The sequence below is a fragment of the Alsobacter soli genome, from assembly GCF_003004785.1.
In the GTDB taxonomy this organism is placed as follows: domain Bacteria; phylum Pseudomonadota; class Alphaproteobacteria; order Rhizobiales; family Beijerinckiaceae; genus Alsobacter; species Alsobacter soli.
In genome coordinates, this window is the sequence record NZ_PVZS01000018.1 from 78750 (window position 1) to 95170 (window position 16421).

At 69.3% G+C, this 16421-nt stretch carries 11 protein-coding genes; 6 read left to right on the forward strand and 5 right to left on the reverse strand.

Annotated elements, in window-relative coordinates; translation table 11 throughout:
• Nucleotides 1-180: 180 nt before the first annotated feature.
• Both SLNSH_RS16345 and SLNSH_RS16350 read left to right on the forward strand, forming a co-directional pair.
• The gene (locus tag SLNSH_RS16345; protein WP_106338079.1) at nt 181-1341 is read left to right on the forward strand and encodes a glycosyltransferase; all 1161 of its coding nucleotides are present in this window, start codon (nt 181-183) and stop codon (nt 1339-1341) included.
• Nucleotides 1342-1437: 96 nt separating this feature from the next.
• Nucleotides 1438-2658 (forward strand): glycosyltransferase family 4 protein, encoded by a 1221-nt coding sequence (locus SLNSH_RS16350; RefSeq protein WP_342587867.1) that lies wholly within the window; start codon nt 1438-1440, stop codon nt 2656-2658.
• Nucleotides 2659-2699: 41 nt separating this feature from the next.
• Here the strand turns inward: SLNSH_RS16350 and SLNSH_RS16355 are convergent, their stop codons facing one another.
• Nucleotides 2700-3881, reverse strand: a complete 1182-nt coding sequence (locus tag SLNSH_RS16355; protein WP_106338094.1) for a glycosyltransferase — start codon at nt 3879-3881, stop codon at nt 2700-2702.
• Between the two features lie 325 nt (nt 3882-4206).
• Between SLNSH_RS16355 and SLNSH_RS16360 the strand changes: the two genes are divergently transcribed.
• Nucleotides 4207-5076 (forward strand): glycosyltransferase family 2 protein, encoded by an 870-nt coding sequence (locus SLNSH_RS16360; RefSeq protein ID WP_106338080.1) that lies wholly within the window; start codon nt 4207-4209, stop codon nt 5074-5076.
• 10 nt (nt 5077-5086) lie between these two features.
• Nucleotides 5087-6454 carry a polysaccharide biosynthesis/export family protein gene (locus SLNSH_RS16365; protein WP_158266788.1) on the forward strand — a complete coding sequence of 456 codons (1368 nt, stop codon included), beginning with the start codon at nt 5087-5089 and terminating at the stop codon, nt 6452-6454.
• A gap of 38 nt (nt 6455-6492) precedes the next feature.
• Here the strand turns inward: SLNSH_RS16365 and SLNSH_RS16370 are convergent, their stop codons facing one another.
• Complete coding sequence (locus SLNSH_RS16370) at nt 6493-7881, reverse strand: HlyD family type I secretion periplasmic adaptor subunit (protein WP_106338082.1); 1389 nt, start codon at nt 7879-7881, stop codon at nt 6493-6495.
• A gap of 18 nt (nt 7882-7899) precedes the next feature.
• On the reverse strand, nt 7900-9732 hold the full coding sequence (locus tag SLNSH_RS16375; protein WP_106338083.1) for a type I secretion system permease/ATPase: 1833 nt from the start codon (nt 9730-9732) through the stop codon (nt 7900-7902).
• A gap of 316 nt (nt 9733-10048) precedes the next feature.
• Here SLNSH_RS16375 and SLNSH_RS16380 point away from each other — a divergent pair, with 316 nt between their 5' ends.
• On the forward strand, nt 10049-10756 hold the full coding sequence (locus SLNSH_RS16380) for a LuxR C-terminal-related transcriptional regulator (RefSeq protein WP_106338084.1): 708 nt from the start codon (nt 10049-10051) through the stop codon (nt 10754-10756).
• Nucleotides 10757-10942: 186 nt separating this feature from the next.
• Here the strand turns inward: SLNSH_RS16380 and SLNSH_RS16385 are convergent, their stop codons facing one another.
• Both SLNSH_RS16385 and SLNSH_RS16390 read right to left on the reverse strand, forming a co-directional pair.
• Nucleotides 10943-11674: a Crp/Fnr family transcriptional regulator gene (locus tag SLNSH_RS16385; protein ID WP_158266789.1), complete on the reverse strand. Its 732-nt coding sequence runs from the start codon at nt 11672-11674 to the stop codon at nt 10943-10945.
• A gap of 316 nt (nt 11675-11990) precedes the next feature.
• On the reverse strand, nt 11991-15869 hold the full coding sequence (locus tag SLNSH_RS16390; protein ID WP_146140287.1) for a calcium-binding protein: 3879 nt from the start codon (nt 15867-15869) through the stop codon (nt 11991-11993).
• Nucleotides 15870-16323: 454 nt separating this feature from the next.
• On the opposite strand from SLNSH_RS16390, the gene SLNSH_RS24625 reads away from it, so the two are divergent.
• Nucleotides 16324-16421: sugar phosphate nucleotidyltransferase (locus tag SLNSH_RS24625; RefSeq protein WP_146140288.1), on the forward strand; the 98-nt coding region annotated here is incomplete at its 3' end.

Here is a 16421-nt window from a genome sequence, read left to right on the forward strand (position 1 = left end):
TCCAAAGTGCGTCTCCAAGCGAGGATGGAACGCCATCACCTTTGAAACTCAGCATCTTACTGGAGAAAAGCGCCGGATGAACGCCGCCCACCCCGCCTTCTGGGCGCCGGAAAGGATGAAGAATTTCGCCTCCCCACCAGAGGGGATGGCGTGCGGTCTCCAGTCGGGCGGTCGCTCCGCATGCTGAAACGCGGCAAAGCCCTCGCGGCCACCTGGCTCAACCGGGCTCGCTACGCCTGGCTGCGCGCCACCCTGCCCCCGGGCGTTCCGCCCCGCTCCTTCGAACGGGTCGCCATCGTGGCTCCCCTCGGCCGGCGCAACGGCATCGCGGAAGGAGCGCGCCTTCAATACGCGGCGCTGCGCCGGCGCGGGATCGAGGCCGAGCTGATCGACGCGGCCCCGGCGCTGCGCAACCCGTTCTGGCGCGCCGAGCACAGGCCCGCCTCCCTGTACATCGTCCATAGCGGCGGACCAGAGACAGCGGCCCTCCTGGGCGCTGTCGCGCCCGCGGCGGGGCGGGCCTATCGGATCGCATACTGGGCGTGGGAACTCGCCTCGCCACCGCCGTCCTGGGCCGGCCTCGACGCCCTCGTCCACGAAATCTGGACGCCCAGCCGGCACGCGCGCGACAGCCTTCGGCAGCTCTTCGCCAAGCCGATCCACGTCGCGCCCCACATCGTCGAGCCTCACGCCCGCCGCCGGCGCCAGGCGAACGAACCGCTGACGGCGCTGTGCATGGCGGACAGCCGGTCGAGCATCAGCCGCAAGAACCCGGCCGGCGCCGTAGCGGCGTTCCGGGCAGCCTTCGGAGCCTCGCCCCGAGCGCGCCTCATCGTGAAACTGAACGGGCGCCCGGACGAAGTGGACAGTTTCGCGCGGGATCTCGCGGCGCCGAACATCGAGGTCGCCAGCGGGTATCTGGACGAGGCTGGCATGGACTCGCTGTTCGCAAGGGCGGACGTGCTGCTGTCGCTGCACCGGGCGGAGGGCTTCGGATTGCCCATGCTGGAAAGCATGGCGCGCGGCATTCCCGTCATCGGGACCGGATGGTCCGGAAATCTCGAGTTCATGAGCGCGTCCGACAGCATCCTGGTCCCGTACAGGCTCACGCCCGTCCAGGACGCCGCTGGCGTTTACTCCGGGGGAGAGTGGGCCGAGCCTGACGTGGACTATGCGGCGGCCGCCCTGGTGCGACTGTGCGATGATCCTGGCCTTTGGGAACGGCTGTCGGAGGCGGCCCACGCGGCGGCCTTGCGGGCCTATGACGCGAAACTGCCGATCGAGGCTGCTCCTGCCCGCAGCACAGCATTCGAGGCGTCCCTGGCGAAAGGCGCCGCCTAAGGGGTAGGCCCCTCCCACCTTCGCCCACGTTCATTCGTGGGGGCTGGAATCCTACGCTTCCGAAGGCTCACGCGCTGGGCCACGAGGTCCGCACGCATGCCTTCGAAAGCCTCCCTCGAACCCCGTCCGCCCCGCCGTGCGCCGAAGCTTGTCGTGCTGGATGGCGAGCGGACCGGTCCCCGCCGGACGGCGCCCGTCATGCGCGATTGGACGATCAACGGGCGCTTCCTTGCCCAGCCCGGCACGGGCGTCCAACGCTACGCCTGGGAAATCGTGTCCGCGCTCGATGACCTGATCGCCGACGGATCTCCTTGGGCCCGGGGCCTGAACGTGACCCTGGCGCATCCGCCTCTGGCTTCCGGGGCGCCGATGTTGCGCGCCATCCGCCCCAGGCTCTTGCCCGGGCGACCGGGCCACTGGTGGGAGCAGTTCACGCTCCCGGGCGCCGTGACGGGCGGCCTGATCAGCTTAGGCAACACGGGGCCCCTTTCGGTGCGCAAGCAAATCGTCTGCATGCACGACGTGAACGCCCGGCTTTTTCCGGCCAGCTATTCGCTTCCGTTCCGCGCCCTTTACCGGGTGTTGCAGCCGGCGCTTGGCCGACGCGTGGCGCGGGTGGCGACGGTGTCCCATTTCTCGGCGTCGCAGTTGGAGGCGTTCGGCATCGCGCCGAGGTCGAAGATCTTTGTCGCGCCCAACGGCCATGAGCACGCCCGGCGCTGGTCGTCCCGCTTCGCGCCCGCCATGCTGGCCCGCGGCGGCCCGGACACGGTTCTGATGATCGGCAGCCCGGCGCCCCACAAGAACATGGAGCTGATGCTGGAGGTGGCGCGTCGCCTGGAGCCGGACGGCGTTCGCCTCGCGATCGCGGGAAGTCTCGACCAGCGCGTGCACCAAGGCGGCGCGGCGACCTTCGGCGGCAATGTCTCGAAGCTGGGACGGGTCGACGACGGCGCGCTCGCGGCCCTGATGGCGGAGAGCCTCTGCCTGGCGTTTCCGTCCTTCACCGAGGGCTTCGGGCTCCCGGTGCTCGAGGCGATGGCGCGCGGCTGCCCGGTCGTTTCCTCGGATCGCGCCAGCATGCCGGAAATCGGCGGCGACGCCATCCTGTATGCGTCGCCGGAGGATCCCGAAGCGTGGAGGCAGGCGATCCTGCGCCTGCGGGCGGATGCCAGCTTGCGGAACGCGAAGATCGCCCAGGGCCGCGCCCGGGCGGCGCTGTTCAGCTGGCGGGATTCGGCGGAGATCTATCTCCGGGAAATGGCCGCCCTGGACGGGATCCTGGCGCCGCCCCTGGCCTACGTCGCCCAAGCCTAGGGCGAACCCCGCCGCGGCGGCCCGAGCGGGCAGGCCGGCGCCTAAGGCGCCCCCTCGTCCGCGTGCTGCGCCCACACCTGGTCGAACGCGCTCACCACCTCGCGCCTGAAGCGCGCGGCCGCGAAGCGGGCGGCGTTGTCGGCGCAGGCGGCGGGCGTGATCGCCCCGCCCTCGCGCTCGAAGCGCTCCACCGCGTCCGCGAGCGCGGCCACGGTCTGGCGGTCGAACAGTACGCCTGTGGGGCGCTCGCGCCCGAGCGGGCGCACGATGTCGCGGGCCCCTCCCCGTCCGAAGGCGATCACGGGCGTGCCGCAAGCCTGCGCCTCCGCGAGCGCGATGCCGAAGTCTTCGCAACCCGCGAACACGAGCGCGCGGGCGCGCGCGACGGCGCGCACGTAGTCCGCCTGCGGGAGATAGCCAGTGAACTCGACGTTGGGACCGGCGATGTCGCGCAGGCCGGCGGCCTGCTGGCCCTCGCCGACCACGAGCAGGCGGCGGTCCGGCATGGCGTTGAAGGCCTGGATCACCAGGTCGGTGCGCTTGTACGGGGCCAGGAAGGAAGCGGTGACGTAGTAGTCGTCCTTCTCGGCGACGCAGGTGAAGGCGTCCAGGTCCACCGGCGGATGGACCACGTCCGCATCACGTCCGTAGATGCGGCGGATTCGGCTGCGCACGTAGCTGGAGTTGGCCAGCATGCGGTCCGGGCCGTGGGCCGTGCGGATGTCCCAGGTCCGCAGCCCGTGCAGGAAGAAGCGGAACAGCAGCCCCTTGGGGCCGAACCCGAGCCGTCCCTGCTCCAGGTAGGAGAACTGCTCGTCCCACGCGTATCGAATGGGGCTGTGCACGTAGCAGAGGTGAGGCTGGTCCGGCCGGGTCAGGACGCCGCGCGCGAAGGCCGCCGAGGACGAGATCACGGCGTCGAAGCCGGTCACGTCGAACTGCTCAATCAGGAACGGGCAGAGGAAGAACAGCGACCGGTAGTAGCGCCCCACCCAGGGCAGCCGATTGGCCGGGGACGTGTGGAAGCGGACGCCCGGGAAATGACGGGCCTTCACCTCGTCGCTCAGGAAATCGAAAAGCGTGAACACCTCCGCGTTCGGGAAGATCCCGCAGAGTTCCGCGAGCACCCGCTCGCCGCCCCGAAACGACGGGCACCAGTCGTGGACGATAGCGACCCGCTGGGGGCGCGTGATGGGACCGGCCTGAGCCGGCGTCCCCCTCATATCCTCGACCACCGCGGCGGGCCTGAAGGATCGGGGCTGTCTCAGAATCGTCAACGCGCAAGCATCCTCTTTGCATCGGCCGCGATCGCGACTTCATTCACCCCACCACCGTCCGCCGAGGCGGCGCGGGCCCCAAGACGGCCCAGAGGCTTAGCAGCCGGGGCAGCCGGCTGACGGCCTCGCCCGAAGGTGGTACCGCGCCCGCCCCGCAGGCCTCGGACCACCGCTTAAGCGGATGTTCGACCGGCGCCTTCGCGCCGCTACGCTCGGCCAAGCCCCGCGCCTCGACGCGGCGGCGTGTGTCGGTCGGCGAGAAGGAAGGCGCATGAAACTCGCGGTGATCATCGCGACCTATGGCAGGAGTTCGCTCGTCAGCCGCACGCTGGCCCACCTCGAACAGCAGACGCGGGCGCCCGACCTCGTGATCGTCTCGGCGCCGGACGCGAGCCACCTCGAGCCCTTCACGCCCAGCCGCTATCCGTTGCGCGCCGTGTTCGGCCCCCCGGGGCTGACGAAACAGCGCAACCGAGGCCTGGACGCGCTTTCCGAGCCCTTCGACATCGTCACCTTCTTCGACGACGATTTCCTTCCGGGCCAGGATTACCTGGCCCATGTGGAGCGCGGCTTCGCCGAGCACCCCGAGTGGGCCGCCATGATGGGCACGGTGATCCGTGACGGCATCATGGGCCCGGGGCTCTCATTCGAAGAGGGAGTGCGCCTGCTCGCGCAAGCCGAGGCTGGCTCGCCCGGCGACCGGGTCCACTCACAGCCTTCCGCCTATGGCTGCAACATGTCTTTCCGGGCCGCCAGCATCGGGTCGCTCCGCTTCGACGAACGCCTGGTGCTCTATGGCTGGCAAGAGGACGTCGACTTCAGCCGGCAGGTCGCGAAGCGCGGGCGGATCGTGCAACTCGAGTCCCTGCTCGGCGTGCATCTGGGGGTCAAGTCAGGACGCACGAGCGGCGTCCGGTTCGGCTATTCCCAGGTGGTCAACCCCATCTACCTGATGCGCAAGGGCACGGTCCCGGCTTCGGTGGCCTTGGCCCAGATGGGCCGCAACCTGGCGGCGAACATCGTCAAGAGCCTCAGGCCCGAGCCGTTCGTGGACCGCCGCGGGCGGCTGCGCGGAAACATCATGGCGGCCGCCGACGTGCTGCGCGGCCGCATCGACCCCGAACATGTCCTGTCCCTTTGAGGAGTCCCCCATGACGGACACGCGCAGCCGCCGCCGGCTGGCCACGATCCGGGCCGGCGTTTCCGCGCTCGCCTTCCTGCTGTGCGGCCCCGTCGCGCGCGCCGCCGACACGGCCTACATGCTGGGCCCGCAGGACAAGGTGCGGCTCAAGGTTTACGAGTGGAGGGCCTCCAAGGACGAGATCTTCGAACTCGAAGCCTTCAGCGACGAATTCGTCGTCGGTCCGTCCGGAATGCTCTCGCTGCCCCTCGTTGGCGAACTGCCTGCCCAGGGGCTGACGACCGAAGCCCTTGCGAGCTCGCTGGCGGATCGTCTGAAGCGGCGCCTGGGACTCGTGGAACGGCCCGACGCCTCGGCCGAGGTCGTCCAGTTCCGGCCGTTCTACGTCAGCGGCCAGGTCGACAAGCCCGGGGAATATCCCTATCGCCCGGCCATGACGGTGCTCCAGGCGGTCTCGCTCGCGGGCGGCCTGCAGCGGGTGTCCGACCCCGGGATCATCCGGCTGGCCCGCGAGGCGATCTCGTCGCGCGGCGACCTGCAGATCCTCGCCGGGGAGATCAACCAGCTGCTCGTCCGCCGCTCACGCCTGGAGGCCGAGATCGCCGGCCAGCAGGACTTCAAGACGCCTCCCGAGCTGCTGGGCCGCGCCAACGACGCTGCGATCAGCCTGCTCATGCAGCAGGAGCGCATGATCATGAAGGCGCGCCTGGAAGGTTATCGGACCCAGCTCGGCGCCCTGGACGAGCTCAAGACGTATCTCCAAAAAGAGGTCGATTCGCTCGGCGCGCAATTGGCGACGGAGGACACCCAGCTCAAGCTGGTGCAGAAGGAGCTGCAGAGCGTCGCCTCGCTGGTGGAAAAGGGCCTCGCGGTCTCACCTCGCCAGCTGTCGCTCGAGCGCACGGTCGCGCAGATCCAAGGCGACCGGCTCCGGGTCGAGACCGCCGGCATGCGGGCGCGACAGGAGATCAGCAAGGCGGACATCTCCATCCTCGAGCTGAAGAACAAGCGCTCCAACGACCTGCTGGTCGAACTTCGGACAACCCAGGCGAAGCTGGAGGAAACGAGCCGGAAGGCCAACACCACGGAGCAGTTGCTGCGGGAGTCGGAGTACACTGCGCCGCAATTGCTGGCCGAGCGCCTGAAGGCGACCATGGCGCCGCCGAGCTACTCGATCGTGCGGAAGGTCAACGGCGAGCCGGTGGAGACAGCCGCCACTGAAACCACGCCCATTGAGCCGGGGGATATCATCAAGGTCCAGCTGGCCCGCTTCGACGCCACGGCGGAAGGACCTGCGGCCACCCCCGCCCCCGCCCCGGCCTCGGCCGGCGCCACCAAGCTCGGCGCCATGGAGCGGCCGAGCGTGAGCCAGAACTGAGAGCCCCGCCCGGGCGTGCGCGCGGAGGCGCGCCGCCGTCAGGTTTCCCGCATGCCTCGCTCGAGCAGCAGCCTCAGGGGCTGCAGGATGTAGTCGAGCACCGTGCGCTCCGTGGTCGCGATATAGACCTCGGCCGGCAGGCCCGGCACGAGCTCCACCTGGGGCGCGATCCGCTTCAGTTCCTCGCGGTCCACGGCGACCTTGGCGGCGTAGTAGCTTTGACCGGTCCGATCGTCCGTCATGCTGTCCGGAGAGACCTGGATGAGCCGGGCCGGAATGCGCAGCAGGCCGCGCTGGGTGTAGGACGGAAAGATGACGTGGGCCGGCTTGTCGAGCTGGACCTCGTCGATGTTCCTGGGCGACAGGCGGGCGTTGATGATCAGCGTGTCGTCGGTCGGGACGATCTCCATGATCGGCTCCCCCGGCCGAACGATCCCGCCCAGGGTCTTGAAGCGCAGGTTGAGGACGACGCCGTTCACGGGCGCCCGCACGACGGAGCGCTCGAGCTTGTCCTGGGTCTTGCGGACGGTCTCCTCGGCGTCCGCGCGCTTCGATCGAAGATCGGCCAGCTCGCCGTCGATCTCCTCCAGGCGCTTGGTGTCCAGGGCCGCGATCTGGGCGCGGATCTCGCTGATCTGGTCGCCAGCGCGCGCGAGGTTGGCGGAGAGCTCGCCCTCGGCGCCCTGGCGGTCGGCCTCCGACCGCTGCAGCGAGAGCAGGCGCGGCAGCTTCTCGTAGCCACGCTTGTACAGGTCGTCGGCGACCGCGATCTCGCGGCGCAAAAGCGCGAGCTGCTGCCGCACGGCGCCGAGCTGGGTCTCGAAGCCGACGCTCTGGGCCTGGAGCTGGGCGATGCGCTGGTTCAGGACGTTGCGCTGGGACTGGAGGCTTCCCTGGCGCGTCCTGAAGAAGGCGAGCTCCTGCTGCTGCACCTGCCGGCGAATGGCGAAATCCGGGTCCGCCTTGTCGGGCGCGACCAGGACGGGATCCTCGAAGGCGATCTGGCTCGCGCCCGCCCGCTCGGCGTTGAGCCGGGCCTCCTTGGCCGCCAGGGCGAAGACGCGGGTCGAGAGCGCCACGATGTCGGCGCGGTTGGCGACGTCGTCCAGCATGACGAGCGGCTCGCCCTTGTGGATGTGATCGCCCTCGCTGACCGGCAGGGCGCGGATGATGCCGCCTTCCAGGTGCTGGATGGTCTGGCGCGTGCTTTCGGGCGCCACGGCGCCGGACGCGATGACGGCGCCGGAAAGTCTGGCCGTGGCGGCCCATCCGCCGCAGACGCCGAAGAACAGCACGGCCGCGGCCACAAGCACCCTGGACAACGCGGACAGCTCCGCGCCGAGGCGCAGGCGCCCGCTTTCCGGGTAGAGCGCCAGGCTCGGTTCGCGCCGGAGGGCGGGTGGGCGGGCCACTGCGTGGTCTGACATGGCGGGCTCCTGGCGCGCTCAGGAGAGCGGGGTCGGTTGAATGTGGGGCGCGCCCGGGAGGGCGCCGACGGCCGCGCGTCCGCCCTGGCCGGCCTGCGCCGGGACAGGGGCGGATGTGGGCCGGGGTCGTTGCGGCTGGATGGGGCGGAGCGTCGCCAGCACCTCGTCCCGGTCGCCGTAGAGGTCCACGCGCCCGTTTCGCAGGACGAGCAGCTTGTCTGCGGGCTTCACGATGTGGGGCTGGTGGGCGACGATGATCACCGTACTGCCCCAGGCCTTGGCGATCTGCATGGCGCGGATGAGTTGCAGCTCGCCTTCTGCGTCCAGGCTGGCGTTGGGCTCGTCGAGCACGATGAGCGGCGGCCGGTCGAATAGGGCCCGCGCCAGGCCGATGCGCTGGCGCTGGCCGCCGGACAGCATGGCCCCGCCCGCGCCGACCTCGGTGTCGTAACCCTCCGGCAGGCGCAGGATCATCTCATGCACGCCCGCGGAGCGGGCCGCCTCCACCACCTTGGCGGGATCGGCTTCCGGGTTCAGGCGGCCGATGTTGGTGCGCACCGAGCCCTCGAACAACTCCACTTCCTGCGGCAGGTAGCCGATGAAGCGCCCCACCTGGTCGGAGGGCCAGGCGAAAACGTCCTGACCGTCGAGGCGCACACGCCCGCGGGTCGGGGGCAGGATGCCGACGATCGCCCGGCACAAGGTGGACTTGCCGGAGGCGGAGGGGCCGATGACGCCCAGGATCTCGCCGGCCGGCAGCTTGAAGCGGATGTTGTCGAGCAGCGGATCCTTGCGGCCGCCGGTGTAGTAGGTGAGGCCCTCGCACGACACCTCGCCCGCGGGCCGCGGAAGGGGCATGGCGGCCGGGCGCCGCGGGACAAGGCGCATGATGGCGTAGAGCCGGTCGTAGGAGTCCCGGGCCGCCACGAACTGCCGCCAGGCCCCGATCACCTGCTCCACCGGGATCAGGGCGCGCGACAGCAGCATGGAGGCCGCCATCATGCCGCCGCCCGAGAGTTCATTGCCGACCACCAGATAGGCGCCCAGCGCCAGCACGGCGATTTGCGCGCCCATGCGCAGGAAACGGGAAAGTCCGTGCAGGGCGGCGTTGCCGTCCGCCGCCCGCAGCTGATCGCGCAAAGCCGGCTCGTTGCGCTCGTTCCACTGCTTCAGGAAGGTGGGCAGCAGCCCCATGGCCTCGAACACGTCGGCATTGCGCACCGCCGTCTCGGCGCGCGCCATGTTCTGCGTGATCCTGCGGCTGGCCTCGCGAAGCGCCCTGCGGGAGGTCGTCTCCGCGATGGCGAGGATGGTGAGCGCCGCCGCGACCGCAAGGACGGCCACGAGCCCCAGCAGGGGGTGGATGAAGCTGATAACGATGATGAAGACGGGAGCCCAGGGCAGATCGGCCAGCGCCTGAACGCCCGGGCCGCTCAGAACGGTCCGGATGGTCGTCAGGTCCTGCAGAGCCTGGGCGGAGGGCGGGAGCCCCCGCAGGCTCGCGCGCACGCTGGACGAGATGAGATCGCCCGTCAGGCGCCGGTCGAGCCAGCGGTTGACGCGGGCGAGCATCATTTCCCGCACGGCTTCGAAGAGCCCCATCATGGCGAGCGCGAACAGGGCCAGCACCGTGAGCATCACCAGGGTCTCGACCCGGCCGCTGCTCAGGGCGCGGTCGTAGAGCTGCATGGCGAACAGGGGCGGCGTGAGCGCGAGGACGTTGACGCAGCTGCCCACGAGGACGAGCCGCCACAGGGCCGAGCGGCACTCGCGCAACGCCTCGTGGAGGGTCTGGGCTTCTGTTCCGTCGTCATTGGAGCGCACGTGGCCTCGGTCACGGAACAGAGCCATGGTGTCGCTCCCCAGCGCCAATCGAAACCGCGAGGGCAAGAAGCCCAGGGCGCACAGGCGGCCTGTTCACAGGTCGGCCCGACGCCGAGTGGTTCATTGTCTTCGGAAGGACATGCCGATCAACACGGCCTAAGGAGATAGGCCTCCCGTGGTAGGCGCTCGCGCTGAGCAACTCGCCAATCGAACAGCTACAACTTCCAGTCTAGTACCAGACGCCGGATGTTCAGGCGCGCGCCGGGCAGGCACCATAATGTTGTACTTTAATAAATATGTCGGGATGGATAACCCTTAAGATCGTGCACGTAGGGAGCAAACGATGCCAGCGCACCCGGACCGTCGCGTTCTTCTGGTTGCGGCTAAGACAATTTGGCGCGACCTCCTGGCTGCTCATCTCACGCGAGAGGCGCCGGACTTCGCGATCACTTGCTCAGACCATGCGCCAGCCGAACCGGAAGAGGGGCTCGCGCCCGAGTTGATGGTCTTCGTCCTCAACGACAACGAACTGCCGGAATTCCTGCGCGAGTTGGATTCCATCCGAGCGCCCTTCCCCGGGAGTTCGGTCGCGGTGATCTCCGACTGCGAGGATCCGCGGGTGGTCTCGGACGCCGTCAAGGCCGGGGTCGAGGGCTACCTGCCCATGTCGATGGCGGCCGACGCCCTCGCGCACGCGTTGCGGATCCTACTCGCGGGGGGCGAGTTCGTGCCGTCCGCCGCGCTCGTGCGGCTGGCCGCCGAGCGCTCCAACCGCCAGCCGCGGTCGCCGGACAGCGGGCGCGCGCCCGCGCCGCACGCCGCGTTCAGCCGCCGCGAGAGCGATGTCCTGGCGCTGCTGCGCCATGGCAAGGCCAACAAGGTGATCGCGTCCGAGCTGAAGCTGCGGGAGGGCACGGTCAAGGTCCACGTGCGCAGCCTGATGCGCAAGCTGAACGCCCGCAACCGGACCGAGGTGGCGGTGTTCGCGGCGCAACCGGCATCGCAGGAGCCGGCCGTCTCGCCGACGCGCGAGACCCGCGTGGAGAGCTGAGCTCAGTCGAGGCCCGGCGCTGGACGCCGATCGGCTCCGACCGCAGGAGAGGTCGGAGCGCCAGCGGCGCGCAGACGATTGGCCTCATGACCAATGGGGGAAGGCTGCAAGGAAGTTGCGCAAGCCGGCCGGCACGTCGGGGGCTCCGCCGTCGCAATACGGCGGAATCGTCGACGAGAGCCGGCTTCAGCCCGGGCGCGCCTCCAGAACGGGGCGCATGGAGGCGCCGTGCGGCGGCGGGGCAGCCGGCTCCACCGGCGTCACCTGGCCGGACCCCGCGAGCCAGCGCGTGTAGCCCAGGTCCAGCGTGCTGATCCGGGCGAGCTTGCCGGGATCGATGATCTGGAGATCATGCCCCACATAGGTCGCGATCCGGTCGCGCTTGAACTCCCGCAGCGTGCGGCTGACGTGGATTGGCGTGAGCCCGAGGGCGTCCGCGATATGGGACTGGGTCAGGGGAATGCTGAACGGCCGGTCGAGCGGGCCGCTGATGCGCCGCCGGCAATAGAGTTCGTGCAGGAAGTTGGCGATGCGCTCCCGCGCGGGGCGGCGGGCGACATCCGACAGACGCTCGCGGATCAGGACCTCCTGGCGAACGACCTCGGACACGATGCGCAGGCCGAGGGCCGGCTCGCTCATGACCCGGCCGAACAGAACCGCGCGCGGATAGACGCAATAGACCACCGGCGTCAGGGTGGCGCAGCCGACCGCTGCCCCGTCGCGCCCGCTGCTGGCCACGCCGATGAGGCTACCCGGCAGTTCGATGGCGTTTATTTGACGACGGCCGTCTTCGAAAAGACGGTAGGAATAGGCCCATCCGGAGACGATGCCATAGATATCGTCCGTGCGAGCGCCGGGGGCGAACAGCTCTTCCCCCGCGGACAGGTGCTTCAATGGTACAGGACGACCGGCCAGCATCGGAAGTTCATCAGGCGAAAAAGGAGTGCTCTCCTTTTTCTGGAACGACGACATCGCGATATCTGCAGTCATCTTACGCCCCCTGACCGAAGCGCCGGTGCCCGACGCCGCGTAAATGAAGGTATGAACTTCGTTAATGGACTATACTTTTAGATGTAACCTTCAATTAAAATTGTGCTTCATACTACCTGCGGTTGCAATTGCCCATATGAGGTAATCGGTCCAGCGCGCGTTAACGCACATTCGGACTAGTTACAGTGGACTAGCTGGAGGGCGGCCGGACCGGGGCGGCTGGCGGCCGCCCCGGTCCTTCGGATCAATGCTCCTCGATGGCCGTGTAGCCGAGGGCGAGATTGATGGCCGCGATGGTGGTCGTGCCCGAGGTCCCGGATGTCAGGCCCTCGATGGTGATGGTGTCGCCAGCGCCGAAGTCGATGGTCGTGTTCACGCCGTCATCGACGACATTCGCGACGACGCCGGTCTCGTGGATTTCGACCACATCCTTCTGGGTCGCCGAGAAGTCATGAATGACGTCGGCGCCGTTCGCCTGGTTGTCTTCGGTGAACACGAAGCGATCCGTGCCCGCGCCGCCCCACATGGCGTCGTTCCCGGAGCCGCCATAGAGCGTGTCCGCTCCGGCGCCGCCGTAGAGGCTGTCGTCGCCCGGGCCGCCATGGAGGATATCGTCCCCCGCGCCGCCATCGAGCGTGTCCGCGCCGCCGCCTCCGTAGATGACGTCCGCGCCTGCGTCCCCGCTGATGAGATCGGCGCCGGCGCCTCCATAGATCGTGTCGTCGCCAGCTCCGCCCGAGATCGTGTCGAGGCCGCCGTTGCCATGGATCTCGTCGGCCCCCAGGCCGCCGGCGATCGAGTCATCGCCCGCCCCGCCCGAGATGGAGTCGTCACCCGACCCGCCGTCGATGGTGTCATTGCCGCCACCACCGTAGATCGTGTCGTTTCCGGCCCCACCCAACAGGGAGTCGGCTCCTGCGCCGCCGTCCATCCAGTCGGCGCCTGCGCCGCCATCCAGGCTGTCCGCCCCGTCGCCGCCATAGAGGACGTCGTCGCCAGTCCCGCCCGAGAGCGTGTCCGCCCCGTCATCCCCGTAAAGCGTATCGGCGCCCGTGCCTCCCGTGAGGGAGTCGTCCCCAAGGCCACCGTGAAGTTCGTCCGCCCCGGCTCCCCCGAGCAGCGTATCGTTGCCCGCATCGCCGAACAGGGTGTCATTGCCCAGGCCGCCGTCGAGGCTGTCCGCCCCGTCGCCGCCATAGAGGGAGTCGTTGCCTTCCCCGCCGAGCAGCGTGTCTGCGCCTGCGTCGCCGTAGAGCGCGTCATTGCCAATGCCGCCGTTGAGCGAGTCCGCATCGTCGCCGCCATGGAGCTGGTCGTCCCCGGCTCCGCCGAGCAGCGTGTCGGCGCCTACGTCGCCGTAGAGCGTGTCGTTGCCGAGCCCGCCATCAAGCGAGTCCGCTCCGTCACCTCCGTGAAGCTGATCGTCGCCGGCTCCCCCGAGCAGCGTGTCATTGCCCGCATCGCCATACAGGGTGTCATTGCCCAGGCCGCCGTCGAGGCTGTCCGCCCCCTCCCCACCGTACAGGGAGTCGTTGCCCTCGCCGCCGAGCAGCGTGTCTGCGCCTGCGTCGCCATAGAGCGCGTCATTGCCGATCCCGCCGTCGAGCGAGTCCGCGCCGTCGCCGCCATGGAGTTGGTCGTCGCCCGCTGCGCCCAGCAGCGTGTCATTGCCCGCATCGCCATACAGGGTGTCATTACCCAGGCCGCCGTCGAGGCTGTCCGCCCCCTCCCCACCGTACAGGGAGTCGTTGCCCTCGCCGCCCAGCAGCGTGTCTGCGCCTGCGTCGCCATAGAGCGCGTCATTGCCGATCCCGCCGTCGAGCGAGTCCGCGCCGTCGCCGCCATGGAGCTGGTCGTCGCCCGCTGCGCCCAGCAGCGTGTCGGCGCCCGGATCGCCGTAGAGCGTGTCGTTGCCCAGGCCGCCGTCGAGGCTGTCGGCCCCCTCGCCGCCGTAGAGGGAGTCGTTGCCCTCGCCGCCCAGCAGCGTGTCCGCGCCTGCGTCGCCATAGAGCGCGTCATTGCCGATCCCGCCGTCGAGCGAATCCGCGCCGTCGCCGCCATGGAGCTGGTCGTCTCCGGCCCCGCCGAGCAACGTGTCGGCGCCCGCGTCGCCGTAGAGCGTATCGTCGCCCAGGCCACCATCGAGGCTGTCGGCGCCATCGCCGCCATAGAGGGAGTCGTTGCCTTCGCCGCCCAGAAGCGTGTCGGCGCCGGCGTCGCCATAGAGCGCGTCGTTGCCGATCCCGCCGTCGAGCGCGTCCGCCCCGTCGCCGCCATGGAGTTGGTCGTCGCCCGCCGCGCCGAGCAACGTATCGGCGCCCGCATCGCCGTAGAGCGTGTCGTTGCCCAGGCCGCCGTCGAGGCTGTCGGCCCCCTCGCCGCCGTACAGGGAATCATTGCCTTCGCCGCCCAGAAGCGTGTCCGCGCCGGCGTCGCCATAGAGCGCGTCGTTGCCGATCCCGCCATCGAGCGAGTCCGCGCCGTCGCCGCCATGGAGCTGGTCGTCTCCAGCGCCACCGAGCAGCGTGTCGGCGCCCGCGTCGCCGTAGAGCGTGTCATTGCCGAGGCCGCCGTCGAGGCTGTCGGCGCCGTCACCGCCGTAGAGGGAGTCGTTGCCTTCGCCGCCGAGCAGCGTGTCGGCGCCGGCGTCGCCATAGAGCGCGTCGTTGCCGATCCCGCCGTCGAGCGCGTCCGCCCCGTCGCCGCCATGGAGTTGGTCGTCGCCCGCCGCGCCGAGCAACGTATCGGCGCCCGCATCGCCGTAGAGCGTGTCGTTGCCCAGGCCGCCGTCGAGGCTGTCGGCCCCCTCGCCGCCGTACAGGGAATCATTGCCTTCGCCGCCCAGAAGCGTGTCCGCGCCGGCGTCGCCATAGAGCGCGTCGTTGCCGATCCCGCCATCGAGCGAGTCCGCGCCGTCGCCGCCATGGAGCTGGTCGTCTCCAGCGCCACCGAGCAGCGTGTCGGCGCCCGCGTCGCCGTAGAGCGTGTCATTGCCGAGGCCGCCGTCGAGGCTGTCGGCGCCGTCACCGCCGTAGAGGGAGTCGTTGCCTTCGCCGCCGAGCAGCGTGTCGGCGCCGGCGTCGCCATACAGGGCGTCATTGCCGAGCCCGCCATCGAGCGAGTCCGCGCCGTCGCCGCCATGGAGCTGGTCGTCCCCGGCTCCGCCGAGCAGCGTATCGGCGCCCGCGTCGCCAAAGAGCGTGTCATTGCCGAGGCCGCCGTCGAGGCTGTCGGCGCCGTCACCGCCGTGCAGTTCGTCGTCTCCGGCGCCGCCGAGCAGCGTGTCGTTCCCCGCATCGCCGTAGAGCGTATCGTTGCCCAGGCCGCCATCCAGGCTGTCGGCGCCGTCACCACCGTGGAGCAGGTCCGCGCCCTCGCCTCCCAGGAGCGTGTCGTCACCTGCGCCGCCGGAGAGGGTGTCGTTCCCGGCGCCGCCGTCGAGCAGGTCGTCGCCAGCTCCGCCATTCAGCACGTCGGCCCCCGCGCCGCCATGCAGGACGTCATTACCCGCGCCCCCATCCAGGGTGTCGTTTCCAGCGCCGCCATAGAGGGTGTCGTCACCCGCGCCTCCGTCGATCAGGTCATTGTCGGCGCCGCCGTGAATGACATCCGCCCCGGCGCCGCCGTAAAGCGTATCCGCCCCGCTGCCGCCGTGAATCTCATCATCGCCGGCGCCGCCGTCCACGACGTCCGCGCCTGCGCCTCCGTGGATGGTGTCCGCGCCAGCGTCCCCGTAGAGGCTGTCAGCGCCTGCGCCGCCACTGATCCAGTCGTCCCCGCTTCCCCCATGGACGAGATCATCGCCAGCGCCGCCATAGACCGTATCGTCCCCAGCCCCGCCGTTCAGATTGTCGGCGCCGGCCCCGCCCCTCAACAGGTCCTCGCCCTGGCCGCCATCGAGCGTGTCCGCGCCTGTGCCGCCGAACAACTGGTCATTATCGATTCCGCCGGAAATCGAGTCATCGCCGGCGCCGCCATAAACGGTGTCGTCGCCGGGACCGGAGTCGACCGTATCGTTGCCGGCAAGAGCGTAATAGAGATTTGGAGGCAACGCCGCCAATATGTCCGAACCCGGGAATACATCATTGCCAGGCGTGCCAAATTGAGGGGTGACGGGCGGCATCTTCGATCTCCTCTCCAGGTTTTACCGTTTCGCTTTGATGGCAAATTCTTTGTCTTGCTTGCCGCCGCCAAGCCTCTGCCGGCCTCAGCGGCGCAGGAAGACCATATTCTTAGAGCAATGAAGCCTCATTAACCTCGATTAAGATCGCGAACACACGACTTCTATTTGCTTGCGCCGAGCGAATACATGACCGTGAGAGCGGCCAAGTGGTTGAAAAATCGGGGTTCTGGCGTTCGGAGCCCGAGGTCGGCTCTCGCTTGGGCGGAGGCCTGCCTCGGGTCGCCTGCATGGACGCGGAAGTGGTAGGGTCGGCGCGCCGGCGCCGCCGGCGGGACGAGGCAGGACCCGGCGGCTTACCGACTTTCGCGCGCCTCGCGTCGGCCGTTAGCACTTTTGAGGCTGAAGGCCGTTATGCTGGGTCGGGCTAAGAGTCCCTCCCATGAGGACATTCTCGATGAACCCGCCATCCGCCACCATCACGCCGGCCATCCTGTGCGGAGGATCGGGCACACGGCTGTGGCCGGCTTCGCGCAAGAGCATGCCGAAGCAGTT

What these genes read in the sequence shown, in the direction of transcription:
- SLNSH_RS16345 (WP_106338079.1), top strand. Translation starts at nt 181, where the DNA reads ATGCTGAAACGCGGCAAAGCCCTCGCGGCCACCTGGCTCAACCGGGCT.
- SLNSH_RS16350 (WP_342587867.1), top strand. Translation starts at nt 1,438, where the DNA reads ATGCCTTCGAAAGCCTCCCTCGAACCCCGTCCGCCCCGCCGTGCGCCG.
- SLNSH_RS16355 (WP_106338094.1), bottom strand. Translation starts at nt 3,881, where the DNA reads ATGAGGGGGACGCCGGCTCAGGCCGGTCCCATCACGCGCCCCCAGCGG.
- SLNSH_RS16360 (WP_106338080.1), top strand. Translation starts at nt 4,207, where the DNA reads ATGAAACTCGCGGTGATCATCGCGACCTATGGCAGGAGTTCGCTCGTC.
- SLNSH_RS16365 (WP_158266788.1), top strand. Translation starts at nt 5,087, where the DNA reads ATGACGGACACGCGCAGCCGCCGCCGGCTGGCCACGATCCGGGCCGGC.
- SLNSH_RS16370 (WP_106338082.1), bottom strand. Translation starts at nt 7,881, where the DNA reads ATGTCAGACCACGCAGTGGCCCGCCCACCCGCCCTCCGGCGCGAACCG.
- SLNSH_RS16375 (WP_106338083.1), bottom strand. Translation starts at nt 9,732, where the DNA reads ATGGCTCTGTTCCGTGACCGAGGCCACGTGCGCTCCAATGACGACGGA.
- SLNSH_RS16380 (WP_106338084.1), top strand. Translation starts at nt 10,049, where the DNA reads ATGCCAGCGCACCCGGACCGTCGCGTTCTTCTGGTTGCGGCTAAGACA.
- SLNSH_RS16385 (WP_158266789.1), bottom strand. Translation starts at nt 11,674, where the DNA reads ATGCTGGCCGGTCGTCCTGTACCATTGAAGCACCTGTCCGCGGGGGAA.
- SLNSH_RS16390 (WP_146140287.1), bottom strand. Translation starts at nt 15,869, where the DNA reads ATGCCGCCCGTCACCCCTCAATTTGGCACGCCTGGCAATGATGTATTC.